This window comes from Chitinophaga filiformis (assembly GCF_900102545.1).
GTDB lineage: Bacteria > Bacteroidota > Bacteroidia > Chitinophagales > Chitinophagaceae > Chitinophaga > Chitinophaga filiformis.
Genome location: NZ_FNBN01000002.1, coordinates 942,386 through 967,391 on the forward strand (window position 1 = coordinate 942,386; position 25,006 = coordinate 967,391).

At 42.8% G+C, this 25,006-nt stretch carries 20 protein-coding genes; 4 read left to right on the top strand and 16 right to left on the bottom strand.

The window, feature by feature from the left end; all coding sequences use genetic code 11:
* Window positions 1–430 precede the first annotated feature (430 nt).
* Window positions 431–1,054 carry a hypothetical protein gene (locus tag BLR32_RS10255; protein ID WP_089831268.1) on the top strand — a complete coding sequence of 208 codons (624 nt, stop codon included), beginning with the start codon at window positions 431–433 and terminating at the stop codon, window positions 1,052–1,054.
* Here BLR32_RS10255 and BLR32_RS10260 read toward each other — a convergent pair.
* Window positions 1,029–1,442, bottom strand: coding sequence for a hypothetical protein (locus tag BLR32_RS10260; RefSeq protein ID WP_089831270.1), 414 nt, complete (start codon window positions 1,440–1,442; stop codon window positions 1,029–1,031). The two genes, BLR32_RS10255 and BLR32_RS10260, sit on opposite strands and share 26 nt — an antisense overlap.
* Before the next feature lie 333 nt (window positions 1,443–1,775).
* Here BLR32_RS10260 and BLR32_RS10265 point away from each other — a divergent pair, with 333 nt between their 5' ends.
* A complete protein-coding gene (locus BLR32_RS10265) occupies window positions 1,776–6,026 on the top strand; it encodes a sugar-binding protein (RefSeq protein WP_089831272.1) in 4,251 nt (1,416 codons plus the stop codon).
* A gap of 164 nt (window positions 6,027–6,190) precedes the next feature.
* Here BLR32_RS10265 and BLR32_RS10270 read toward each other — a convergent pair whose 3' ends face one another.
* A complete protein-coding gene (locus tag BLR32_RS10270) occupies window positions 6,191–6,583 on the bottom strand; it encodes a hypothetical protein (RefSeq protein WP_089831274.1) in 393 nt (130 codons plus the stop codon).
* Window positions 6,584–6,594: 11 nt separating this feature from the next.
* Window positions 6,595–6,948 (bottom strand): hypothetical protein, encoded by a 354-nt coding sequence (locus BLR32_RS10275; protein WP_143011424.1) that lies wholly within the window; start codon window positions 6,946–6,948, stop codon window positions 6,595–6,597.
* Window positions 6,949–7,152: 204 nt separating this feature from the next.
* On the opposite strand from BLR32_RS10275, the gene BLR32_RS10280 reads away from it, so the two are divergent.
* Both BLR32_RS10280 and BLR32_RS10285 read left to right on the top strand, forming a co-directional pair.
* A complete protein-coding gene (locus BLR32_RS10280; protein ID WP_089832131.1) occupies window positions 7,153–8,049 on the top strand; it encodes a LysR family transcriptional regulator in 897 nt (298 codons plus the stop codon).
* 78 nt (window positions 8,050–8,127) lie between these two features.
* On the top strand, window positions 8,128–8,400 hold the full coding sequence (locus tag BLR32_RS10285) for a hypothetical protein (protein WP_143011425.1): 273 nt from the start codon (window positions 8,128–8,130) through the stop codon (window positions 8,398–8,400).
* Window position 8,401: 1 nt separating this feature from the next.
* Here the strand turns inward: BLR32_RS10285 and BLR32_RS10290 are convergent, their stop codons facing one another.
* The 13 genes from BLR32_RS10290 to BLR32_RS10365 all read right to left on the bottom strand — a co-directional run bounded on the left by BLR32_RS10290 (window position 8,402) and on the right by BLR32_RS10365 (window position 24,994).
* Window positions 8,402–8,872: a hypothetical protein gene (locus tag BLR32_RS10290; protein WP_089831280.1), complete on the bottom strand. Its 471-nt coding sequence runs from the start codon at window positions 8,870–8,872 to the stop codon at window positions 8,402–8,404.
* A 2-nt stretch (window positions 8,873–8,874) separates the two neighbouring features.
* On the bottom strand, window positions 8,875–9,255 hold the full coding sequence (locus tag BLR32_RS10295; RefSeq protein ID WP_089831282.1) for an SRPBCC domain-containing protein: 381 nt from the start codon (window positions 9,253–9,255) through the stop codon (window positions 8,875–8,877).
* Window positions 9,256–9,751: 496 nt separating this feature from the next.
* Window positions 9,752–10,072: a hypothetical protein gene (locus BLR32_RS10305; protein ID WP_089831286.1), complete on the bottom strand. Its 321-nt coding sequence runs from the start codon at window positions 10,070–10,072 to the stop codon at window positions 9,752–9,754.
* Window position 10,073: 1 nt separating this feature from the next.
* On the bottom strand, window positions 10,074–11,165 hold the full coding sequence (locus BLR32_RS10310; RefSeq protein ID WP_218124169.1) for a transglycosylase domain-containing protein: 1,092 nt from the start codon (window positions 11,163–11,165) through the stop codon (window positions 10,074–10,076).
* Window positions 11,166–11,283: 118 nt separating this feature from the next.
* A complete protein-coding gene (locus tag BLR32_RS34005) occupies window positions 11,284–11,517 on the bottom strand; it encodes a hypothetical protein (protein WP_176842227.1) in 234 nt (77 codons plus the stop codon).
* Window positions 11,518–11,969: 452 nt separating this feature from the next.
* Window positions 11,970–12,269 carry an RHS repeat-associated core domain-containing protein gene (locus BLR32_RS34590; RefSeq protein WP_089831294.1) on the bottom strand — a complete coding sequence of 100 codons (300 nt, stop codon included), beginning with the start codon at window positions 12,267–12,269 and terminating at the stop codon, window positions 11,970–11,972.
* The gene (locus BLR32_RS10330) at window positions 12,270–12,725 is read right to left on the bottom strand and encodes a hypothetical protein (RefSeq protein ID WP_089831296.1); all 456 of its coding nucleotides are present in this window, start codon (window positions 12,723–12,725) and stop codon (window positions 12,270–12,272) included.
* A 4-nt stretch (window positions 12,726–12,729) separates the two neighbouring features.
* The gene (locus tag BLR32_RS10335) at window positions 12,730–12,945 is read right to left on the bottom strand and encodes a hypothetical protein (protein ID WP_089831298.1); all 216 of its coding nucleotides are present in this window, start codon (window positions 12,943–12,945) and stop codon (window positions 12,730–12,732) included.
* Complete coding sequence (locus tag BLR32_RS10340; RefSeq protein ID WP_089831300.1) at window positions 12,923–13,450, bottom strand: hypothetical protein; 528 nt, start codon at window positions 13,448–13,450, stop codon at window positions 12,923–12,925. Before BLR32_RS10340 ends, BLR32_RS10335 begins: the two co-directional genes overlap by 23 nt.
* 985 nt (window positions 13,451–14,435) lie before the next feature.
* Entirely contained in the window at window positions 14,436–15,194 is a 759-nt protein-coding gene (locus BLR32_RS10350; RefSeq protein WP_143011426.1) for a hypothetical protein, read from the bottom strand.
* A 194-nt stretch (window positions 15,195–15,388) separates the two neighbouring features.
* Entirely contained in the window at window positions 15,389–15,844 is a 456-nt protein-coding gene (locus BLR32_RS10355; protein ID WP_089831306.1) for a hypothetical protein, read from the bottom strand.
* Window positions 15,845–15,848: 4 nt separating this feature from the next.
* Window positions 15,849–24,197, bottom strand: coding sequence for an RHS repeat-associated core domain-containing protein (locus tag BLR32_RS10360; RefSeq protein WP_089831308.1), 8,349 nt, complete (start codon window positions 24,195–24,197; stop codon window positions 15,849–15,851).
* Window positions 24,198–24,208: 11 nt separating this feature from the next.
* Window positions 24,209–24,994 carry a hypothetical protein gene (locus BLR32_RS10365; protein ID WP_089831309.1) on the bottom strand — a complete coding sequence of 262 codons (786 nt, stop codon included), beginning with the start codon at window positions 24,992–24,994 and terminating at the stop codon, window positions 24,209–24,211.
* Window positions 24,995–25,006 lie beyond the last annotated feature (12 nt).

The following is a 25,006-nucleotide window of genomic DNA, read 5'->3' on the forward strand; positions in this document are numbered from 1 at the left end:
TCATTATTACAGTTATTTTTCTTCTTCTTTTTTTGCTTGTTTTATTTATGTGAAGTAGTGTCGGAGGGCAGTAATGTGCGGCGCTATTGAGTGTTGTCAGGCGGATAGGATTCTATTATGCTAAGGAGCGCATAGGGTTCATTTACGCTAAGTAGCTTCGGTTTCAGTACGGGATGGCGGTCGGCCCGCCATTCCCATCTGAAACCGCCTGCTACTTTCGCTGTCCCTATTACTGGTTGGAGGTCCGCTCCTTTCGTGTTTATTTTATTTTATTTTGTTTTGTATTGTTTATTTCCATGCAAAAACGGCATAATCGGCAATTCCGGCAATAAAGTACGCTTTAAACCCGGCTTTGACATGACGCTGATACGGCGTATCCATGAAGTGTCTATATTCGTAGTAGCTATTCTAAACCTAAAATTTTTACCTTATGGCAAAGTTTGTGGGAGGTCCTCCGCCTTTTATAGGGACCAGAGATAATGTCACGATATATCTGATGAACGGGGAGTATTTTATCCGTTCTAAAAGTTCGCTTACGGGGAAGCGTGTGAAGCGAGATCCGGCGTTTGCAAGAACGATGGAGTATGCGGGTTGGTTGAAAAAGGCGTCAGTCATTGCTTCACTTGTTTATAGACAGCTACCGGAGAATGGAAGGGTGTATAAACAGTACAGGGAATTGGTGGGAAAAGCGATGGGACTGCTAAAAGAGGGGCTTGATGAGGATGCTGTATTGATATTATTGGAAGCAGCTTATTTGCCGGATCATTTAGCTGACTATTTGCCTAATCATTTATCTGATAATTCATCTGACAATTCATCTGATAATTTGCGTGAGGAAGACAGCATGTTTGTCAAATGTCCGGGGTTGGAGAAATCAGGTAAGATAGGGAATGACGATGGCCGGAGAGGGATTGTTTTATATAAAGTCTTTGGGAAAGATGTCTTTGAGAAAGATGCCTTTGCAAGGAGGAGGAAGTCTATTCGTAGCCGACGGCTTCAGGCGAGAGTGAAACTGCAGCCTGCGACTATCAAATTCCTGCCTTATGACGGTTAAAACGGTCAATAAAAACACTCAACTCCTTCATGTCATGATTTATCCGGTGAAGGATCTTACCTTCTTTTATGATATACATTGAATAAAACGCTTTGCTCTTGCCAACCCGAGGGATATAATAAAGCTGTAGCGCCACTTCCCTTATGCTAAAGACGTCAGTTTTCCTGCTGAAGAAATTCATACTTTTCACGATCAGCTGTTGGCCTTCAATATCAATTGAAAGATAAACGCGGAAAAGCATATAAGGCAGCGTCATGGCAGCAAAAAACATCAGTACAACATACAAGTTAACCTTGCCTACGCAGACGCCTACCAGCGTCCCGATGATGATCCCCAATACGATCATATAGAAGGTATTATAATGACTTCGGGCGGTACGGAATTCCATAGATACTATTTCATAAGTTGCCGCTAAAGTAAACAAAATAATCGGCCCCAAATCCCGTTTTAAATGCGCATGCATCGGTCTATTGACTGCAGATCCGTCTCAAAATAACCTATATCAATTAAGACAACCATATATCTACAGTGAATTAATACTGAAACTATTATAAGCCAACCAGCCTTCTGTGAGCACCGTATTTTCTATATTTTCTCCGTACTACTTGCCCATTTCAGCTGACTTCACGTCCTTTGATATTACCACGGATGAAAAAATATTTCCACGTTCCTGATACTGAGCGGTCCGGCTAAAAATCCATGTCTCTAAATACCTACAATAATGAGAAAACCCGTTTCTTTTCCCTCGAAAGCGCGGTATGCCGCGTCCATTACGCAGGCTGGTCCTGCCAAGTTCAAGTACCACAGGAAAGTTCCTGGCTGGTACCAGCTTACTCTTTTTATGCTGCTCATACCCTGTATGACTTCCTTTGCACAGAGCGATGGACTTCCCCGCGGTGCATACCAGTTGCCTTACACGCGCTATGAAGCAGAAAATGCGACACTCGACGGTGGTGCAGCATTACAGCAATCACCTCAATTTGTTATGACTGACATTGCATCAGAGGCTTCTGACCAGAAGTATGTAAGCCTCAACAGTAACAATGCCAGCGTTGAATGGACGCTGACACAGGCAGCCCAGGGCGTCACGCTTCGTTTTACCATGCCCGATGACAATACCGGCGCAGGAAGAAGTGGCGCACTGGGACTGTATGTGAACGGTACCAAAGTGAGGAACATCAATCTTTCTTCTTACTGGGCGTACCAGTATTTCCCGGCGGCCGATCCTGTGCAGACGCCCGGAGGCAAGACCTTCATGCGCTTCGATGAGGTGCATTTCCGGCTGGACAATGCGCTGAATGCGGGTGATAAACTCAGCATCCGGAAAGACAATGGAGATGCTATTACCTATGGCGTTGACTTCGTTGAACTGGAGCCTGTACCTGCGGCATTGACTCAGCCAGCCAATTATCTTTCAGTGACAGATTATGGCGCTGTTGCCAACGATCAGACAGACGATTTTGCTGCCTTTAATGCATGTATTGCTGCCGCGTCGGCGCAGGGCAAACACGTGTATATTCCGGCTGGTCGTTTTATGTTGAGCGATAAACTCGCATTGAATGTCCGCAATATGAAGATCCAGGGGGCTGGTATCTGGTATACGGAAGTGTATTTCTCGACCGACAAACAGTTTTATGGTGGCTTTATGGGGCGGGCCAGCAATGTGGAGATCTCCAACTTTACGCTCAGCACTATCAATAATGACCGTCTGAAATATGATGAGCCCAATCCAAGGCTACCGGGTGAGATGTACAAGACCTATAAGGGTTTTATGGGTACTTATGGTACCGGTTCCCGGATACATGATATCTGGGTGGAACACTTTGAGTGTGGTTTCTGGATTGCCGGTTATGATGAACCGTATCCGATCGATATTACCAGGGACCTGGTGATTTCGAAGTGTCGTATCAGGAATAACTACGCGGATGGCGTGAACTTTTGTCAGGGTACTTCCAATTCCGTGGTAGAGCAGTGTAGTGTGCGCAATAATGGTGATGATGGTCTGGCAGTATGGCCGGCTAATGTGGCAGGTAACAACGAGAGCTGTCGCAATAATATCTTCCGGTATAATACCATTGAGAATAACTGGCGTGCTGGTAGTATTGCGCTCTTCGGTGGTACCGGGCATGAGATCCATCATAACTATATCAAAGATGGTGTGGGTGGTTCTGCGATCCGTTTTACCAATGATTTCCCTGGGTTTACGTTTGAATATCCCGGAAATGTGATCAAGGTGTACGAAAACACGATGACAGGTTGTGGTACCAGTTACGACCTGTGGAATCAGAAGAGAGGCGCTATTGAGTTCTATGCGGGTGGTAGCGGCATATTCAACATGCAGTTTGATAATAATACGATTCTTCGTTCCCAGCGTGATGGTATACAGATCTATGGGAATAATCTACATCATCTTGTATTTAACAATACAACTATTGATGGTACCGGATTGGATCCTGTAGTGCGTGACCTTCCGGCAGATGTGTATGGAGGTTTCGGATTGTATGTACAGGCAGGTTCGCAGACTGCTACGTTTAACAACCTGACAGTTACCAATGCGGAGTCAGGGGCGTATATCAATCGTAATACCAATTTCCAGTTGATTATACAGAACATTAATATTCCTGTATCAGGTGTTGCGATAAAGCCTGCAAATGATACAACGCTTACTGAAGGACAGACCTTGCAGCTGACAGCGGATATTATGCCCGTAGACGCTACCAATAAGAATGTGACCTGGAGCAGTTCCAATACATCCGTAGCTACAGTAGATGCAACGGGTAAAGTGACTGCTTTGGGATTTGGTACGGCTAATATTACGGTGACTACTGCCAGTGGCAATTTTACAGCTACCAGGAAGGTAAGTATTCTGCCGGGAGTAAATGTAATTGCGACGATTCCTAATGCTTCCGAGAATGGTACGGCGGGCAGATTTACAGTTAGTACCTCTTCCCTGTCGCAGAGCATCAATGTAAAATATACTGTTGCCGGTACGGCCAGTGCAAGCGATTATACGGCTAGTCCTGCGTTGAGTGGTACTGTTACTTTAACACCAGCGCAGCCTTCTGCCGTCATCAATATTACACCGGTAAATGATGCGGTGTTTGAAGGTCCGGAGACGGTTCGTTTAAGCTTACAGAAAGACGCATCCTATAATCTGGGAGGTGATACTGTTGCAGTGATCACTATTGCAGATAATGATAATCCACCTTGTGTATCGCCTGTGATAGCGCAGGTATCAGGCACTCCTCCGGTAATTGATAATACGATTGACGGCGCCTGGGCAATTGCTCCTGTGCGGAATATCAGCAATGTTGTATTGGGTGGTCTCCCGTCTGATTACGCCGGTAAGTGGAGAGCCATGTATGATAATACCAATCTTTATTTGTTGGTAGAGGTGAATGATGCTACAAGGATCTCTGATTCCGGTAGCAGTTGGTGGGAAGATGATGTGGTAGAGATATTCATCGATGGCGATAACAGTAAAGGAGCTACTTATGATGGAGCGAATGACTTCCAATTGGGCTTCCGCTGGAATGATAATACGGTGCATACGGGAGGTAATTCTGCAACGAGGACTACCGGTATCAACTTCAGGCAGTATGCTACAGCAACTGGCTATAATCTTGAAGTGGCTATTCCGTGGACGACTATTGGTACTACTCCTTCGCTGGGTAAACCCTTGGGACTGGATGTACAGATAGATGATGATGATAATAACGGTACACGTGATGCACAGGTTGCATCATTTGCAACGAATACCACGGCATTCTCCAATCCTTCAGTATTTGGTACTGTTTATCTGACAACCTGCAGTGGCTCTCCTAATCAGCCTCCTGTAGCGAATGCAGGCTCGGATGTTACACTGGCAGCTAATACTACGACTGTAACCTTACAGGGCACAGGATCTGATCCGGAAGGTAATGCTGTTACCTACAGCTGGACAAAAGTGAGTGGTCCGGCGGTAACGTTCAGCAACGCTGCGATTGCTAATCCGGTTGTTTCCGGGCTGGCTAATGGCAGTACTTATGTATTCCAGTTGACAGTGAGCGATGGCAGTCTGACGGCCAGCGACCAGGTACAGGTGACAGTAGGTACGGTTACTGATCCTAATCAGCCGGGCACTATACAGGCTCGTCCGGCATCCGGTACTATTACGGTGAATGGCAGTCTGAGTGAAAGCAGCTGGAACCTTTCACAGACTATCAGTAAAGTGACAACGGGTTCTCCGAATAACACCGCTACTTTTGGTGTACTCTGGGATGCCAATAACCTTTACATTGGCGTCAGGGTGCTGGATGGATCATTATATTCAGACTCTCCTGATTCGTGGGACAATGATGCAGTGGAGATATTCATCGACGCGAATAATAACAAGCTGAGTGTGTTTGATGGAAAAGATAATCAGTTCATCAAGGCATATAATAGCAGTTCCTTGTTTAGTAAAGTAGCTGTCAGTGGCGTACAGCATGCGTATGCAGCTATCAGCGGAGGTTATACTGTTGAGATCAGCATTCCATGGTCGCAGTTGGGTATTACGCCATCGGCGGGAGTATCCTTTGGTTTTGATGCGGGTTATGATGATGATGATAATGGAGGAGCGCGTGATGGTCAGGCGGTATGGTTTGGCAACTTGTACAACTATGAGAATACATCAGGTTATGGTACTGTGGTACTGGCCAATGCAGCGGCAGCTGGTACGATGGCTGTTGCAAATGGTGCAGTTACTACAGAGAAAGCACCAGAGATCCGTATCCTGCCTAATCCCGCGACAGACGGACAGGCGAAGATTATGATCTCCAATCATAGTGGTAAAGGGTATGTGTTTGTGTATGATCTGAATGGTAAGCAGGTGTATACAGCCAAAGCGCAGGCTGAAGTACGGCTGAATCTTCCGCAGTTACCTAAGGGAGTATATGTAGTGAAATATGTGTCGGGAGAGAAGGTGATCACGAAGAAATTATTGATACAGTAAGATCGTCATTGTTAAAAAAGAACGCCTGCTTCGGGAACGGAGCGGGCGTTTCTGTGTATGTATCGATATATGCTGAAGGTGCCTGGCCTTTTGCCATAGCACCTGGAGCTGGAGGTGTAAACAATAGAGAAGACCGGTATAGGGATATGGGACAGCCCCATTGTTTATCCTTCTATGTTTGGAACAGTTGCAAGTGCGATTGATTTTGCTTTCGCTTTTCTTCTTCCACGGAAGAACAGGTAGAGGTTAAAGAACAGCATTACTCCGAGGTAGATGCAAAAGCCGCCGATCTTGGCGCTCAGGATTTCCAGCAAACTTTGCTGATTGCTGACAGCATATGATATTTCCATTACCCAGAAGGCGAATCCCAGGTTGAGCAGGTAGAAGCCTGTCTCAAACAATTTATTGGTAGCGGTAGCGATATCGGCTTTACCATGGAATATATCCAGCATAAACACCTTGCTATTTTTAAACAGCGTATGCGCTACATACCATGTGAGGACGATCACTATGGGCAGATAGATCAGGTAAGCGATGAAGTTTAAAGGCGATTCCATACAACAGTGTTTTAAGAGTGAAGAATTGATTGATTACGTTTACTGATGAGATATATCACGAACATGTTGAAGTAGTGCATGATGGCCAGTGTAAGCACTATTTTTCCGGTCATGACTGTTACGGATGACAACAGCGTTGTCCAGCTTGTGATCGTATCCCAGGTGCTGATCATCAGCGCAGCATAACCCAGGTTTACCAGGTAATAACCGACGAGTAATATCCGGTTAATGGCATCGGTAAAAGAGACGTCGTTATTTAACAGACCAAGGATAAATACCCTTCCGTTGCGGTAAAAAATAAAGCCCACGCGCACAGTTATCAGGTATGTGATAAAGAGATAAATGATGTAAGCGAGTGTGTTCATACCGGGTACATTTTTAGGTGACTGGCAGAAGTTGCTTTTGTGATACAAACCTATGTATTAATATTCGAACTTTCAAAATATTCTGAAAGTTTAAGTTGCAATAAAAACATAAGTAGTTGATATCGTGATAAATAATTTTTTGAAGGGTGTTGCCTGTTGGCGCAGTTCGCTATTTTGAATACCTTGGCTGTAAATACGACCGTTATGTTATCGACCCGACATCTGGTATTTATGGAAGTAGCCCGGGAGAAAAGTTTTTCCAAAGCCAGCGAGGTATTGTTCATATCCCAGCCTGCGGTGAGTGGACATATTAAGACGCTGGAGGAACAATATCAGACTAAACTATTCGAGCGGAAGGGATTGCATATAGAGCTGACGGAAGCGGGGCAATTATTGTACAAAAGACTGCTGACGGTAAAGACGATACAGCAGGAGACGGAATTTGATATTTCTGTTATGAAGGACAAGTTGCAGGCCAGCGGGATATTGAACCTCGGCGCCAGTACGACGGCGGCTTTGTATATACTTCCCCGGGTGATGTCGGCCTTTAACCAGGAGTATCCCAGGGTGGAGATCTCCCTGCTGAACAGGAACAGTGAGATTGTGCTGGATGCCCTGATCAACAAAGAGATCAATATCGGGGTGACGGAGGAAAAGGGCAAACTGAGCAATGTAACCTATCAGCCGTTCCTGAAAGACCAGATCGTAGCTGTTTGCAGTCATAACAATCCGCTGGTGAAGAAAAAGGAATATCCGCTCCGGGAGATCCTGAATATGCCCCTGGCGATACGTGAACGAGGCAGCGGCACCCTGGAGGCTATTAAACAGGGCTTAAAGAAGAGTAAGATCAACCTTGACGATCTGAAAATCAACGCTCGTCTGGGGGGAACGGAGGCATTGAAGAACTTCCTGGTAGAATCCGGTTGCGTGGGATTTCTTTCTACCCGATCTATTGTAAAAGAATTGCAGCTGGGTGAGCTTGCCGTCCTCAACTTTGAAGGACTCCGTATTGAGCGTAGTTTTTATTTCATCCAGCGAAAAGGGGAAACCAGTGAGCTGAATAAGCGGTTTATCAAATTAGCAAAATCTATCTATAACTAAATCTTATGGATCATAAGATTTCTATATAGCTTTCATTATAGCCTAAGGCATACATTTGTTATTCAAATGATTGCTTTTATGAATATCCTTTTTTATTACGAAGAATTGTATAATACCACTGCAGAAAGATTGAAGGAACTTGCCGGTATCTCTATACAACACAAGAATAACCTGCTGAAACAGATGAGGGAACATACCCCCTCCTTCCTGACTACCAGTACTGCTGATATTGATCTGCTGGCGAAGAAAGTAGTTGCTTCCCTGGGTGCGGTTTTATGTCCGGAAGCTGCTGCTGAATATGCTGGATTCAGTAAATTAACTGAACAGGATATGGCTGAAGAAGCGGAATAAACTACAGCCTCTCCAGCTGTCGTTTATAATCATACTGTAGGTCCTCGTGCTGTAGTGAAATAGACTTCTCAATCTTTTTCACCTGCTGTAGATAAAGTTTGGTCAGCGCAACGCTCTCCCCTACTTTAATGCCTGCTTTTTTGATCTTCGTACAGTAATAGAGTAGTAATTCTACCTCGGCCTGTTTAGAGCCGGTGTATTTGATATGCTTGTTCGTAGCGCGGAGTATTTTCCTTAAATGCTTCTTGACGAAATAAATATTCTGCCGGGGAGATTCGGCAAAGGCGGCATCCATCTCTTCTTTTACTGCTTCAATGTATGCCTGGAGGTCGTGGGATTCGAATAACAGGTAATTGAGCAGTTCCTTGTTCTCTTTCTTGAACTTAGCCAGACGCAGGCATAATTCCACCAGCTGTGCTGGTGGGACTTCCTGTAGTTCCTTTTTTAACTCATTAATTGTTGCTGCTTTCATGGCTATTCTCCGTAGAAGTCGATTAAAGCGCCGAAGTAAGAGTTACTCCATCCTTCTACGATGTCGTCGTAGGCTTCATCAGGGATGTTCGTATGCCTTAGCTCCACATCAGTGCCTTTTTTATTGGGATGCAGGATGATGGTAACGATGGAAGCTTCTTCCTGTTCACCGAAGTACCACTCCTGGACGATCTTCTTGTCTTCTTCGAATTCTAAGTTCATACCGACAATGGATTCGTCCCACAAGGCGAATTCAGTGCCGGGTTCAGTGGACATTTCGGCGGGCTCGCCAGTCCAGAGCTGGATGGTGGAGGGATTGGTGAGTGCTTTGTATAAGTCTTCCGGTGGCGCCGGGATGATGAAGTGCTTTTTGTAATCTTTCATGTGGTTGTTTAGGGGGCAAAGCTAAATAATTAACTGCACTATTCTAGTGTTTCATCTGCCACCACTTCAAAAGACACTCCTTCCGGGAAGTGATGTGAATATTGTCTTTCAATTGTACCAATACTTCCTTTACTCCCTTAGAAGGCTATCATCGGGATTAGCAGACAAATGAAAAATGTCGATCTCATTCGAACAAATCAGACCAATGGGCTCTGCTATTTTTCTTTCGCTTCGGTGGTGGTAGCACTGGATACTCTCGCTTTACCCAATTAGTATCAGCTGCCGGATTGATAGGATGGTCCTGTATTTCTGATCTGTCACTGGAACCGATATCGTCTGATTTCCCCGCATTACTACCATCACAAGCAAAGAAAAACAGGAACGTAAATAATGCCATTAATGAATATATACTTGATAATACCGCCCTTTTTTTGTGAGCTTGTTTGTGCTTATGCGCCCTTGCCATAATTCTGTTTTATACTAAATATTTACTCGTTTATAAAATACATATATTCCCTAATACAATCATGCCGGTAATACTCACAGGAATAATACTGATAATTTTTAAAATCCTAACCTCATTAATATATTCCTTCAAAAGACTGTCATTGGGATTAGCCGATAGAAGTTCATTATAATCAATTGATTTAAAGATCCAGGCGCCATCATATTGTCCTACGTAATCAAATAAGGTAATCTTTTTATTCTTATCTATCCAGCCATAATAAATGCTTTTTTTAACAAAAGTGAGACGGCTGAGAGCCAACACTAAAACAAGGCCGCAGACTAATTCAATTATAATCAAACATTGTTTCATTTTATTTATTTCTGCTTAGTTTACCCTTATTACGATTCGCTTCCCCGATCACATTTTTATCGACTCTTTGCAGGATGTTACCATATCTGTCTTTTATACAGATGACATAGATAGATTTTGGAACGGAGTCGTTCGGTATCAGGATTGTATCCTTCCCCGGGTTGACTACGGTATAAATCCTCAGACCATCTTGGTAAAGGTTGTATTCTATACCGTCTGCCTTTTTATGTACTTTACACCACGCTTTCAGCTCATCCCTTAATACATCCCTGAAGTACGGAGCAAGACCTTTATTACAGTCAACCTCACTATACCGGAGAATAATAGGTTTACTTTTAGCTTCTTCAGCCTCCGCCTGCGTGATAAATTCATTTTTCTGCATCAGGTCAATCACAACATTACGGCGCAGGAGAGAGAGATTTAAATTCCGGCATGGATTGTACAGATTTTTACCTCTTAGCATTCCGATAAGAGTAGCTGCTTCGTCTAAGGATAGATGACCGGCATCTTTACTGAAGAATGTGCGGGCGGCATTTTCAATACCTTCTATCTCGTCACCAAAAGAAACTGTATTGAGATAAAGGGCGATAATTTCCTGTTTTGCAAATTTACGTTCCAGTTTTATGGTGAGCAACCACTCCTGCATCTTCTGGAATGTCCTTTCAATAATATTCCCAGCAACATATACGCCGGCGTCACTCGCTAGTAATCCACGAGCCAGCTGCTGAGTAATCGTACCGGAACCATTTTTCGCTTTACCTATTATCAGATAAAAAGGGATATTACTAATATTGCTAGCTTCAATGCCGGAGAGATAATAAAACCGCAGGTCCTCCGTTGCGAGGAGCCCATTAATCACATCTTTCGAAATTGCATCGTAGCTAGAGTAGAAACAGTTTATCTGACAATATCTGCCTAATACTGCACCATCTTCAGCAATTATCTCAGATGCCAGCACGGATCCAGGGTTCTCTAAAGATTCTATTGATATCACATTTCCGATCAATCTGAAATTGATGAGTAATAACATTAGAAGGAAAATGCTCATTCTTCCCAAAGTTGTGATCCATAATATTTTAACTGATCTTCTCATACTTAATCTTTCAATTGATTCGCATGGTTTATTCTTGAAATCGCAATTATAACCACTGACACTACACCTCCCGAACCTACGCAAGCAAGGGAAATACATTCTCATTTCATCCAAAGCACTACTCCGAATAAAAAGTGATCCACCCATTAATAATTGCCACCAAAAGCAGTATACTAAAAATAACAGCAACTCCTACCGCTACACCCACCTTTTCTAGGACAGATCTTTTCCCTTTCTTCCGTCCCAAGGGTACCAAAGCAACCACTATTACCAAACCGATAAAAAAACAAATTGCAAAAAAAGAAGCGATAGCACCCCAACTCATCGATGTTAGTAAAGATGTATTTTTCATTACTGGATTGTTGTTACAGTTGTCATTTTGTTTACCTTACCCATTCTATTCGTATTGCGATCAATCTGATAACTGCCCGGGATAATAGTTTATTCCTTGTTGGTCTAAATATAGCGTAAGGATTTTACCTTCTTCCCAGTAAATGTGAATTTTTACTACTAGTTTTAAGGTCAATATAGTTACCACTTGTTCAACTATTGACTATAACTTTCAAGCCTAAAAAGGATGACAAGCTTTGAATAGTATCCATATATTCTTTCTCATAAAGGTCTCTTACAATAAATAATTTATGATTATCTAATAGTAAATAGATACCGAATAGTGCGGACCCCACTCTGTTTGCATATTTAATTACTTCAATATGATCCTTCTCACTATGAACCGAATAATTCTTTCCATTTATTATATAGCTATCTTGGCTTACCTTCTCAATACTTATGTCAATATTCCTCTTATACCGTACCATTAGGGTCACTAAAATTAATAGGATTATTGCTAAAGACGGCATAAGGACTTACCCCCATAGTTGGCTTGGGATCTAAGTTCCATCTTCTGGCAATCCGCGGATCATATTCCCAGAACATAGCTGTATAGCTATTCCTCTCACCCTTAATTTCATCACTCTTCTCCATCCCATTAAACCCATAGCGATAACCACCAACTCCCTGCCACACACTAACGAAAAGCATTATCCCAGTAAAGCAACAAGCGGGGCTGTAAACAGCCCCGCTTGTTGCTTTTAAAAATAACATTTAAAGTTGATCATATCTCTCTTTCAAAAGATCAAAAAAGGACTTCTCTATATCTGGCACTACAATACCGTAAGCATCTTGTTTACCAGTATAGCAAGTCCGCTTAAGACGAGGATCATTCGTATTAAGTATCCGCTTCAGCGCTTTTTTATTCTTCACCTGTTTCAATACAGACCAGCGGACAGAAATAGGTGAATGAAAATTTGGCCAATAATTTTTCTGATGATCAAAACAAACTTCAGTCAGAAAATAAGGTATTTCTCCCCTTCTATAACCATTTATACTATCGGCATATGTCGCAATTTGCTCTTCATTTAGAGCATCAGAACTTACCATTGGTGATGTAAACACTATCCTTTTCGGTTTAGCATTCTTATTAACGACAATGTTAGTATCAGATTGGCAAAAACCAGTTGACATCTTCAAAATCAGGATAATTATTAATGTTTCTCTCATAGGATTATTCTTTTAGTTTAACGCCGTTAATCATAATTGGTTTAGGGCTCACGGCCCTGCTATATTCTAATGGTAGTTTCTTACTTGCTTTGTCATTTGCGTCATTTTCGACCATATCATGTGGCAATATGCTAATCAAAGCTGTATTTTTCAATACCTGCTTCGTAAGTTTAGGAAAAACCTTATCTACAATATATCTATCTACATCCTCTATAGACATCTGCCGCCCTTTTTTTTGATTCCCTAAACTGATTTCTCACATCCTTAAGAACTTGATCTATTGGCCCCTTCAATTTGACTTGTTTATCATCAATCTTCATCTGATACTCAATAGGTATTCTTGCAGCTATCATTATTTGCTCAATGTGCCCCTCTTCATGTGTTTCTATTTCTTCAAACAAGCCGGGATTATCCTTGTAAATCGATCCACCTTTTGCAAGCATATCTGTATAATTCACCTTAACATTGACATAAACATCTATTTCTTGTTCTTCAGTTACATCATAAAAAAAGCCTATTGTCTTTGTGTATGCAAGATCATGTCGTTTAGCTGGCACACCTACATCTTCATAATTAGACGTCTTCTTAGGCAAAATTGAATCTCCATTAGGGTCGCTAAAATTAATGAGGGTATTACTAAAGATAGCATAAGGGCTTACACCCGTAGTTGGTTTAGTATCCAGGTTCCATCTTCTGGCAACCCTCGGGTCATATTCCCAGAACAACTCAGTATAAACTAATCCCCTCTCCCTTTATCTCATCACTCTCCTCCTGCCCATTAAACCCATAGTGATAGCCACTTAAGGCAATTTAGCTCCACCAAAACACTTCTACCATAATATTCAACGAAAAGCCGCTGAGCATAAATAGTCAGCGGCTTTAATATCATATTTAACTAATTTTAAATTCTATAAGCAGGAAAAAGGAATCACTATTTAGGAGACACTTAAAATTGGATACTCATTGAATACTATTTTGCTTATCCATTTCGGTATCAATCAAAGTCCCATTTTCATCCTTATCCTGCATCAACAATTCTGTCCTTCATGTTACATTCTTCATCTTCTCCCGACTAGCCCTACTTAAGACATCAAGAACACATCTCAGACTTTGTAATCTTTCATGAAAGCGGTTGTGAGGAACTAAGTAGGGGACTCTTAGGATAAGAAAGGAGTTCTGGTATTAAAACTCCTTTCTTATATATGATTTTACTTCTCAGATGAGCTAAAATATTTCCTAAAGGGATCCCTCCCCTTTTTTTCACAGGGTGCAAGAGACTGAGCAGCCCAGTTTATATGTCGAAAAATCGCTCCCCTACATTCCAAACTATCTAATACACGGGCAAATAACACGTAATCCTTATTATTCTTCAAAGGAGTAATAGTTGCTATCACATCCTTCTTCCCCGAAATCCCCTTCAGTTCCTTCCTATTAATAGCAAGATAGTTGACCTTCAAAAGACTTAAAGAATCTAATTCGGCTTTCCGAACCATATATAAAATATCAGATATACGTATTTTCACCAAAGCACCTGCGTGATGCTTTCTAAAAAGACATGAGCTCCTTCCCTTTAAGATAACTGCTCCCAGGTCCATTCGTACGACGTATGCATCTAATAATTTTAAATCATAAAAATGTTCCTTTTCTTGCGCTGCGGCCTTGTGAAATAGCAAGAATATACAACTCAGGCAAGTAAGATAAATCTTACTACTAAGGAGTCTTCTTAAGAAGCGGATAACCAAAGTATTTATCATCTTTTACTCTTTCCGTTTTTTTATTGTCAAATATAAAATCAGTCATTCCCGGATAACTTGGAAAAAGGTTTATTTTAGCGCTTCCTTGCGGAGTATCCAGGATATAATCAACGACTCCAAACTTCAAGTAATTTATTCTTTGTACATCGGACGTCGCAATGTTCTTCAAATAGCCCAATTGCGTTGGTACTTCGTATGTTTCCCAATAATCGTTCCTAATAGGAAGTGAATTAGCGACAAAAAGTTTCGCCTCAACTTCAAGCCGTAAACTTGCACCAGTTACCCATCCTTTATCTCCTTTTAGGAAAGGAAACTTTCCATCCAGAAATTGTTCCGCATGCTTTGTTTCTTCAAACAAAATTCCTGCAACCGGATCTTTTGCTCCATAAGCTTTCCCTGGATTCCCTATTGTAAGCGTAATATTTTCACCATCGAAAGAGGTAGTACCAGCTTTTGCATTTTCATCATATTTGTATATAAAATTGTCCACAGAACTATTTATTTTTTCATACATCTTATCAAACTCCGCATTATAGTCTCTAGTAAGTACCTCCTTCCCTTTTTTCAGTACTGTTTTACTTGCATATTTCTGTACCATATCCCGCGAAATATTATCCGCATATAATGCCGTGTCTCCGAATGGGTCCCTCATTTTGAGAGGACTATTATTAAAGCTCGCATATAAACTCACACCAATAACTGGATTAGGGTCCATGTTCCATCTCCTGCCTATTCTCGGATCATATTCCCAGAACAACGCAGTATAACTGTTCCCCTCTCCCTTTATTTCATCACTCTTCTCTTGCCCATTAAACCCATATCTATATGCACGACCAATAAGCGTTATCCCCAGTAAAACAACAAGCGGAGCTGTTTAAAACCCCGCTTGTTGTTTTCTACAAATAACATTTAAAGTTGGTCGTATCTCTCTTTCAAAAGATCAAAAAACGACTTCTCTATATCTGGCACTACAATACCGTAAGCATCTTGTTTACCAGTATAGCAAGTCCGCTTAAGACGAGGATCATTCGTATTAAGTATCCGCTTCAGCGCTTTTTTATTCTTTACCTGTTTCAATACAGACCAGCGGACAGAAATAGGTGAATGGAAACTTGGCCAAAAACTTCTCCGATAATCAAAACAAGCTTCAGTTAGAAAATAAGGTAATTCTCCTCGTCTATAACAATTTATACTGTCCGCATATCTCGCAATTCTCCCTTCATTTATTTCATCAACGCTTACCTCTTGAGATTCAAACACTATCTTTTTCAGTTTAGCATTTTTATTAACGACAACGTTAGTATCAGACTGACAAAACCCAGTTGACATCTTCAAGATCAGGATAATTATTAATGTTCCTCTCATAGGATTATTCTGTTAGTTTAACGCCATTAACTATAATTGGTTTAGGATTCACAGGCCTGCTATATTCTAATGCTGGCAGTTTCTTACTTGCTCTTTCATTTGCATCATTCTCCACTACATTATGCGGTAGGGTACTGATCAAATCAGTATTTACCAACACCTGATCCGAAAGTTCCGGAAAAACCTTATCTGCAATAAATTTATCTATCCCTTCCAAACCCATCTGCCGCCCCTTTTTTGAATCACTAAGCTGAGTTCTCACATCCTTAAGAACTTGATCTATTGGCCCCTTAAATTTGACTTGTTTATTACCGATCCTCATCTGATACTCAACTGGTATTCCTGCAGCCATCAGTATTTGCTCAATGTGGCCCTCTTCATGTGCCTCTATTTCCTCAAACAAGCCTGGATTATCCTTATAAATCGATCCACCTTTTGCAAGCATATCTGTATAATTCACTTTAACATTGACATATACATTTACTTCTTCATCTTCTCCAATTACATAAGAAAGGCTTGTTGTCTTTGTATGTGCAAGATCATGCCGTTTAACCGGCACACCTACATTTTCATAGTTAGGCTTCTTCTTAGGCAAAATTGAATCTCCATTAGGGTCACTAAAATTAATGGGATTATTACTAAAGACAGCATAAGGACTTACCCCCATAGTTGGTTTAGGATCCAAATTCCATCTTCTACCTATCCTAGAGTCATACTCCCAGAACTGTGCTGTATAATTATTATATCCTATCTCTTTCGAGTGCTCTTGCCCATTAAACCCATACCTATACCCCCCCAAACTCCACTTCCTATCCGGCTGCAACATCCCAAAAGGATAATAATCCTGCGCACTCAACACCTCCGCCTCATAATGATCTACCGCACTTCCAATCACCGAATCCACCACCTTATCAGAAATAGTCGCCAGTACGTTACCCAAATGGTTAGTCAACTCATACTCCTTCCTTCCCTTTTTCAGCCAGTTCGTATCGCTTGCTGCCGCTGTTACATCAGTTGCATCAATATCTGAAATCCAGATACCTAAACGGCTGCTACCATACAAATGCTGCTCTTTCCAATACTTCTGATTACCACCGTCCTTATTTCCATAGACAGCCAGTACGTTACCTTGCGCATCGCGTACATACCAGGTCTTCTCAACATTTCCGTTTATATATTTCTTATACACACGATTACCTGACGGGTCATATGCATATTCCAAAGAACTACCATCGGTTTTACCAATTTTCCTGATCTTTCCATACAAGGTCCACCTGACAGAATCTATTTTACCCTGCCTGTCATAAATCAAATTACCGATGTTGTCGTAAAGATAGTTATTCGCCTGCTGACTTTTCAAATCTTCCGTATAACTGGCATTATCAACAGCATCCGTCACCTGTGACAACCTATTATTCAACAAGTTACCAGCCGCATCACGTGAATAAACATAACTCAGCTGATCCATAGTCAACCCTCTCGCGTTACTACCATTCCGCAAGTAACTGAGGATGTTACCATTACCATCATAAGTGATTGCCTCCTTAAACTGATCACCAGCTGTTGCTGCACTCCACTCAGTTGCTCCGACAGTCAATGCATGCTGACGCATTCCTTTAAGACGGTTTAGCTGGTCGTATCTGTAACTATACCCCACCGGTGTCTGCTCTGCTACCCGTTTAAGCGCCAGCGTACTACGGCTAATGTTTCCATTAAAGAGATCCCTGCCTGCTTCTGTAGGCACTCCTACTGTCCAGCCTAGCGGGAAGGCTTTCGCTTGATTACTTATCGCCTTATAGTCATCTTTAAAATACTCCAGGGAATATGCATACGCATCCCGGGCGATACTGCTACGCCGTGTATTCTGCACACCATCCCCGCCGATCTCATCCTGCGGCGATAAATAGTTGCCGTTTACTCCTTTCAGCCAACCTTGTAAAGTATATGCGTAGTCAATACCCTGCACAAGTTGCTCATTACCAAGTTCTGTCCTGGCTAATGGGCCATGCAGGTAATAGTGGTAAGCAGCATCTGTATGAGGAACCTCAATTTCCCATCCATTTGAAGAAACAGCGTTAACACCTGAAACAGCCTTTGTCAGACGGTTTTCAGCGTCGTACTCATAGCCATACAGGAACTGATCTACCTTACCAGCCTGATACCTCACCTTATTGACCTTTCCACTTACAAGATCATACTGATAGTCAATCTGTTTGGTATCCAGACTATCAATCTGTTGCCATAAGGTTTTCACATTGCCTATCTGGTCATAACTATAATACGTAGCCTGCTGTGGATTTCCATTAGCATCTTCTCCATAAGTAACAGCGCTTACCCTTTTTCTCAGGTTATCCTGAACATCAGCAATCGCCGCAACGGTCTGCGACTTAGGAGCATCATAATAAGTCCGGGTAACCTGTTGCCTTGGATTTGTTCCAAATGCAGCCAGGGCATCGGTAGAAAGGAATGGCACTGTAACCGGAAGGGTAGCCTTTGTTTCACCAACTTCCGTAATACGTCCCTGTTCGTCATAGTTAGTGTAACTATAGCGGGAACTCAAACCTCCTCCCAGAGGACTAAGCTGCTCTGCATTCTGTGAAGCGACCATTCTACCCAGCATGTCATACCAGAAACGACTGGTGCCGCCGTCAGGCGTAATCTGTGCTTCAATCCCATTTAGCGACTGATATGCATAAGAAGTCGTCAATGTATGTTTCGGGAATACAGCTACGTACTGTGTCTCGTTAGTAGTCCCATCTGTTGTCCAATAACTTCCGGCCGCCGGGATACCAAAACGTGCCCAGGAAATCTTAGCACTATCTAATGCCGTAGCATAAGCCGGACTTAAGCCCATACAGGCATCGTCAGCGTTTGCTGATATCTCCTTCGCACTCAGCTTACGATTGAAACAGCGGACCTGCTTTAGTAAGGTGAGATTCTTTGGATAGACAATGCCTGTAGTACTCGACCGCACTTCCCATGGACAAGCGCCTGTAGGCTCCACGGTTACACGCGGACAGGATTTACCATTTACATATATCTCCCGGCTGTTTTTCTTAAGCCCATCTCCCTGAATCACAACATGTGTCCATGGTGTCAAAGGCAAAATACCTGTCAGTTCAGCAGTTGTATGCGCTGACAATACGACGTCTGCCTCCCCTCCTGTAAGAGGAGTAACAGTGTACACGTCAAAAGTCAGATACTTTCCGCTGATACACAGATTAAATATATACTTGTTCCCACTGGTCGTCGCAACCACCTGACCGCCTGATCTACTCTGATTGAACATCCACATTTCAAGCGCGGCATCTCCGGTACGATCAAAGACAGTTGTAAAATTCTGCAATGCAGTAGCCTCAGGTGTATTTGCAGTCGGACCACTATAATTACAAACGGTGCTTCCTATTCTGCGCACAGCAGATATCTGCGCAAACAGGGAATCATCCAGTGGATGCACACCTTCAGGCGGAACAGTTCTGACTAAATTTCCTGCCTGATCATAATAATAGAGTGTATAATGGTACGTCTGCTGCGGGGAAGTCAGCGATACCTTCGGCTTATTAGCACTGCAATAAGCGATATATTCAGCACGGAAAAGACGTTTTACCCCCTCAATATATTCTTGGTATGCTACATGACCAGCAGTAACCGCATCATCGATTCCCTGCATCATACATTCGTAATTGTCTGGCTTAACGCTGGCATACGAAGGATGATTACATAACAACATGGAAAGAGACGAATTCTTCGCTACTGTATCTCCGTACGCCTTATATTCTGCATAAGACAAAGTAAAGCCAAAGCGACTATTGAGAGCGTTAGCAAACATCACCTCGTAATTCGGATGATCGACTATCAGGCTATCGCCCATGATAGCAACGAAAGCCATTACTGCATCGATATACTCACTTGCAGAAATACAACCCTTTGCACCTTTTTCCATGAAAACAGGCAACTTCACCGACTGCTGAAGCAGGTAACGGCAGTTAGTACATCCTTTCTGCAGGAACTGTAACTCATCTCTTGTGATGTTCATCGCGGCTCCATACTTCTTCGTCAGATATACATAGAAAGAGTCTCCTGTTTGAGCAGCATTGTATTCAGCAGTCAATGTCGCCAAACGGTCGCATATTGAAGCATTAGTAGCATCAATCACCTTTTCAACGGCCTGAGGCTGGACGTCATACGGATAAGGCGCATCGATCAGATATGGATTGTAATCCATATTGTAAAAACCCAAAACGCCTTTCAGTACATCTGCGAAAGACTTGTAACCTTCCGCAGTAGCTCTATTAGCAGGAAGCGTAGTAGCACCATTCATATGCTCTGCGTCTCCGCCCAACTTGCAGACTTCAATCAATTTAGCTCGCACGGTACTTTTCTTACTCAAATATTTCAGGTTGTCTAAAAGCCCTGACAATGATCCCATCCATACGTCTGCCTGCGCCTCGCAATTCTGGTTAATCATAGCTGCCATTGCATCACTTACTATCCCTTTCAATGCCGTTGTATCGGTGGTAATGGGAGGGGTAGCATAGTTAATATTGGTTATCCGCGAGGTCTTATATGCGTACGCCCGATTACAGCCATTTGCGGGATTCGGAGAATCGCCATAACAAGTATCAATCTTAAATATCCAGTTATTAATTTGTCCATTCTCTTCAATTACAAATGCATGACGATCATAGTCATGAGTTATGTAGATCTGCTGAGCAGTTTCCCAATCAACTGGATCCCACGATACTAATGCCCGAATCGCACCACCTACAGGAGGAATGTGCCCTCTGTATGTGTAGGATACTTTAGACTTGCCATTCTCATATGGATAGGTAAGCCGCTCAAATTTATCCTCCCTGGCGTCTGTAGCACAGCTAAACGCCGTATCCTCTGCGGCTGTGCCACAATTAGTTGAGGCTATACGCAACGCGCTCAAAGGAATTGCTTTATTGACACAAAAAGCGGTAACGGTCGCACCCGCAGATAATGTTACTTGAGGTGATCCTATAATCAGATTCTTGTACTCATCAGGATAATAGATATTAACCGTTATTGATTTGGTTAACGCCGGACCTAAATACGTAACCCTTGCTATATAACCAGCAGAACAAGGGTTCGCATCTTTATCCAATATAAATTTCGATACATCCGGACAATCAATCACCGGATATGCCGAAGCCTTACCTACAACACATGCAGCACCGCAATATTGAGAAGTGTTTCTTGCCAACTGATAGTATTTATCTTTCAGCTCCAGATACTTCTGTCTATACAATGCCCACTCCCTGTCAGAAATACGACAATCCTCCTTAGGCACACAGTTAGACCAATTATCTGCCTCCCTAACCGGTATGTTATTAACATTAGTCGAGCCAGTGTAGTCCGCACAATAAAGCATGTAATCAACAAACTCCGAAAGCGTTCCCAATGGCGCATTCTGGGTGCCGGCAACATTCTTCGAATAATTTGTCAGATCATCAACAAATGCCGATACAAGATTATAGCCCTTTCCACCGCTTAAAAAGAACGGATCATGATTTACCAACCAACGAATACTATCCCTATTATAAACCGCGCCTCTCGAGTTTGCAGGTATATCTGCTACCGTTTTCGCCAATGTACGTACCTGGTCATCCCATTGCAATGAGCTAACATTATCACGACAGAATTGCAATGCACAATACTCCGGATGATATTGAACAAAATAGGAGGCCCAATCGCTCTTCCAATATTTCACCAGTGATTGCAATGTAAATGCACTGTCATAAGGTGATGTAACCGACCCATCCTCCAGTTCAAACTGCTCCTGAATATAACGCAAGGAATCTTTCGGCAATGGTTTAAACACCTGCCGCCAGTTAAGGTTCAACACGTTAATAGAAGGCTCTACCGCATTGCTGCTGTCATCGAAGAGCGCATATTGCCCACCGGGACTTACATCCCTCTTCATGGTGTTCTCCAGGTCCGTACAAGGAGTAGATGTTGCACAAGTTGCCCTTAATGCAGCACACTGACTGGACAAGGAAGTATACAGGTTGTTAATCCATTTCGTAATAGTCGAATCATTAGCTGCAACGGTAGCACTATCAGTATCGGCTAATAAGCGTTCCTTTATACGTTGACTAAAGTCTGTCAACTCACCTAATGACTCCTTACAGGTAGCGCAATCATTGAAGCAGGAAATGAAATCTTTATTGAATAACGCATCACTGACAAATGTCCATTCCTTCTTCAGATTGGTATTCTTCGCAACGTAATTGCGCGCGTATGAAGTCACCGCAGCTTCAGGTATGCCCAATTCAAAAGTGATGAAGTACTCTCCAACATCCATTCTAATGGTATCAATCCCTGTAGAGTTAAACACCTCTTCATCACAGCTTCCTACCATACTTCCAATTTTCATTGGCGCTGTGTTTCTATAGATCACATTTCCACAATTGTCAGAGATCAGGGTATTCCCTTCATAGTAACAATTACTGCAAATGTTCACGTTGTTTTCAGCATATTTACTTATGAGCTGCTGTATATCCAATGTGAGCGTTACCTTCCCCGAGACAGCATTCATATAAGTAGCTGTAGCCGAAATCTTCATCTTCGAAGGATCGAACGAAAATTCACGGTTCATTAGCACGGTAGTCGTCTGAACAGTATCAGGTTTTGATGGCAATGAATCAACGTTATCAGGCGTTCCCCCTGCCAGCGCTGTTGCAATGGTCTTACCAGTAGCATCCTGGTAGCTGATGCTTATCTGACCATTCCCATCAATCGTCATATTCTTCAGGTAATGGCTGGCATACCCAACATCATTCCCAAACAACCTGTCCAGCTCCCACTGCTCCGGCTTACCATAAAAATATCGTGTAGCCTTACTGACAGCTGCATGCCCAGGTTGGAACAATTTACCTACACCTCCCTGCACACTTACACGCCCTGTATTATCTCCCGTATATCTTGTTACTGCAAAAGGATATCCCTCTGCATCCGGTATGTACTTATTCTCAGGCCTGGTTGAATCATCCTTAAAGTAATTCAGTGGTGAGTAATACCTGCCTGCTCCCCTCGCGTTGGATAAAGGAGCAGGCGTATTTATACAGTCACCTCCACTGCCATAAACATCTTTAAAATTATATTTACCAGTGTCCGAAGGATGCATTTCAGGATAATACCTGAGAACAGATGCGGTATCCGGCGCCGGAAGAATGCTCGCTAAAGGACGCCCAAACTCGTCGTATATAGTCTCCTGTACCACCGCTTTCTGATCACTGTTATTGACAGTAACTGTTTGCCTGTTCCGTAGCGTTCCATCGAAATAGCTAACTACCTCTTTCTTTTTCCCATCTTCCGCATACACCGCATTGTACTGCCAGTTGAGGTTATTCTGATGCCAGGGATTATCTGATAAATCAATAACACCTGCTTTCGTTATTCCATTCTCCTGGATCTGATACTGCCATGGGCCCTCCTGGCGGAAACCAGTACTATCCTGATATTGCACCAGTCGCATGCGGACTAACAGAAACTTCGAATTATGTACCAGGGAGATATCAAATTGTTCTTTCTGCACAGTGGCACGGCTGGCATTATTCCTGAACATTTTCTTCAGCTGATCTACAGTGATGCCAGATGCCAGGCTATCCAGCAGCCGTCCATTATCTGATTCATCATCAATGAAGGTCCATTCCACATCATATTCCTCCGCCCCGGTGATCGTGTTCCATAAAAGCGACACCGCATGTGGCTCCACAGGTGCGCCTGACACCCCCACTTTTTGTCGGGATACTACCGGAATTAAAGGTGTGTTCTGATCTAAATCATAAGAACGTTCGATCGCCACCTGGCTTGTAAGACGGAAAGCAGCGGGAAGAGGTGCTCCTAACTCGGCGCTTGTGATGTCATTCACTGTGATCCTTACCTTATACCCATACGAAAAGCGATGAGTAGCTGCATCCTGGTAGGCCACACCGGCTGTAGGATCATAGCTGATCCTCAGCTTTATGTGATCGTCGACACTCGGGTATACCTGGTCTGGTCCAGACCAGTATTCTACTTTCAGATCTATTTCACACTTAAATGCTTTAGGCAATACAACCCCTAAGTCATGATACAACCCGAAGATGATAACATTACTTACCGTCTTATTATGGATCTTCTGCCAGTCATATACACTGTTGAGGAACTTTTCATCCTTCAGCGACAGTGTATCTCCTTTTTTGATCGCACCCTGCAACTGGTTCTGGTAAGTCTCAACCGCATTGAAGGCCTTTGCCTGCAGCACACCGCAAAGCAAACAGGCGATCATCATCAGCTTCACCATTAATATTTTAGCGTAAACAGCACGCATATTCATTTTCAACATTGAGGTTAACATTAGTCTTTAATCAATTCATAACCTTTCAATCGTCCGGAAGGCACCAGCTTTCCGTTAGTCATCGTCACATACCGGTCCATCCGCAAAAGGTCCTGTCTCACCACTCCTGGTTCATAACTGCGGACAGTCACTTTTAACAATTTATCTTTTGACATGTCCTCCAGCTCCATCGGGTTTGGCATACGCATCACCGCACGGCGGATAACGCCTGTGCTGTCAAAAGAAACGCGGTATTCGCGACAGCTGACATGTTTGTTATTGACCAGCGAGATTTGTGTAAGAGAACCATCTGCGGTACGAGTCACATTGTATGTTTCTCTCGATAAGAAGGTCGCTTCCATATCGGGTGACATCCTTACCGGATTCACTACCTCTTTTGGCTCAGACACGAATATCTTCTTCATATCATGCGCTACAACAATGTAGGCGTCAGTCAATGAGATCATTTCATTATCACCCAACTGATAATACCCCTGATTGCCCTGCCGGGTATAACAGAAATCTCCCTGCATGTTATTATCCTTGTCGCCCAGATCCTGTGCATCCATTGTTCCTGCGATAGTAATGTAGGTAATAGTATCCCCCGCATGTAATAGCTTTGTCAACTCACTGAGGATGGCCTTCTGCTCTTTGCTATTTTCCTGAATCACAATTTTCTTCTCCTTTTTGGGAGGTCTGGGTCTGAACCATTCCCGGAAACCGGGAATAGTAGCAAACGCGCCTGAAGCAATCAGTAACACACCAACAGGTATAAGGATCTTTATATATTTAGCACTTAATTTCATGGTATAGCAATA

Excerpts from the sequence above, each read along its gene's own strand:
- BLR32_RS10255 (WP_089831268.1), top strand. The coding sequence starts at position 431 with ATGGCAAAGTTTGTGGGAGGTCCTCCGCCTTTTATAGGGACCAGAGAT.
- BLR32_RS10260 (WP_089831270.1), bottom strand. The coding sequence starts at position 1,442 with ATGGAATTCCGTACCGCCCGAAGTCATTATAATACCTTCTATATGATC.
- BLR32_RS10265 (WP_089831272.1), top strand. The coding sequence starts at position 1,776 with ATGAGAAAACCCGTTTCTTTTCCCTCGAAAGCGCGGTATGCCGCGTCC.
- BLR32_RS10270 (WP_089831274.1), bottom strand. The coding sequence starts at position 6,583 with ATGGAATCGCCTTTAAACTTCATCGCTTACCTGATCTATCTGCCCATA.
- BLR32_RS10275 (WP_143011424.1), bottom strand. The coding sequence starts at position 6,948 with ATGAACACACTCGCTTACATCATTTATCTCTTTATCACATACCTGATA.
- BLR32_RS10280 (WP_089832131.1), top strand. The coding sequence starts at position 7,153 with ATGTTATCGACCCGACATCTGGTATTTATGGAAGTAGCCCGGGAGAAA.
- BLR32_RS10285 (WP_143011425.1), top strand. The coding sequence starts at position 8,128 with ATGAATATCCTTTTTTATTACGAAGAATTGTATAATACCACTGCAGAA.
- BLR32_RS10290 (WP_089831280.1), bottom strand. The coding sequence starts at position 8,872 with ATGAAAGCAGCAACAATTAATGAGTTAAAAAAGGAACTACAGGAAGTC.
- BLR32_RS10295 (WP_089831282.1), bottom strand. The coding sequence starts at position 9,255 with ATGAAAGATTACAAAAAGCACTTCATCATCCCGGCGCCACCGGAAGAC.
- BLR32_RS10305 (WP_089831286.1), bottom strand. The coding sequence starts at position 10,072 with ATGAAACAATGTTTGATTATAATTGAATTAGTCTGCGGCCTTGTTTTA.
- BLR32_RS10310 (WP_218124169.1), bottom strand. The coding sequence starts at position 11,165 with ATGAGAAGATCAGTTAAAATATTATGGATCACAACTTTGGGAAGAATG.
- BLR32_RS34005 (WP_176842227.1), bottom strand. The coding sequence starts at position 11,517 with ATGAAAAATACATCTTTACTAACATCGATGAGTTGGGGTGCTATCGCT.
- BLR32_RS34590 (WP_089831294.1), bottom strand. The coding sequence starts at position 12,269 with ATGTTATTTTTAAAAGCAACAAGCGGGGCTGTTTACAGCCCCGCTTGT.
- BLR32_RS10330 (WP_089831296.1), bottom strand. The coding sequence starts at position 12,725 with ATGAGAGAAACATTAATAATTATCCTGATTTTGAAGATGTCAACTGGT.
- BLR32_RS10335 (WP_089831298.1), bottom strand. The coding sequence starts at position 12,945 with ATGTCTATAGAGGATGTAGATAGATATATTGTAGATAAGGTTTTTCCT.
- BLR32_RS10350 (WP_143011426.1), bottom strand. The coding sequence starts at position 15,194 with ATGGACCCTAATCCAGTTATTGGTGTGAGTTTATATGCGAGCTTTAAT.
- BLR32_RS10355 (WP_089831306.1), bottom strand. The coding sequence starts at position 15,844 with ATGAGAGGAACATTAATAATTATCCTGATCTTGAAGATGTCAACTGGG.
- BLR32_RS10360 (WP_089831308.1), bottom strand. The coding sequence starts at position 24,197 with ATGTTGAAAATGAATATGCGTGCTGTTTACGCTAAAATATTAATGGTG.
- BLR32_RS10365 (WP_089831309.1), bottom strand. The coding sequence starts at position 24,994 with ATGAAATTAAGTGCTAAATATATAAAGATCCTTATACCTGTTGGTGTG.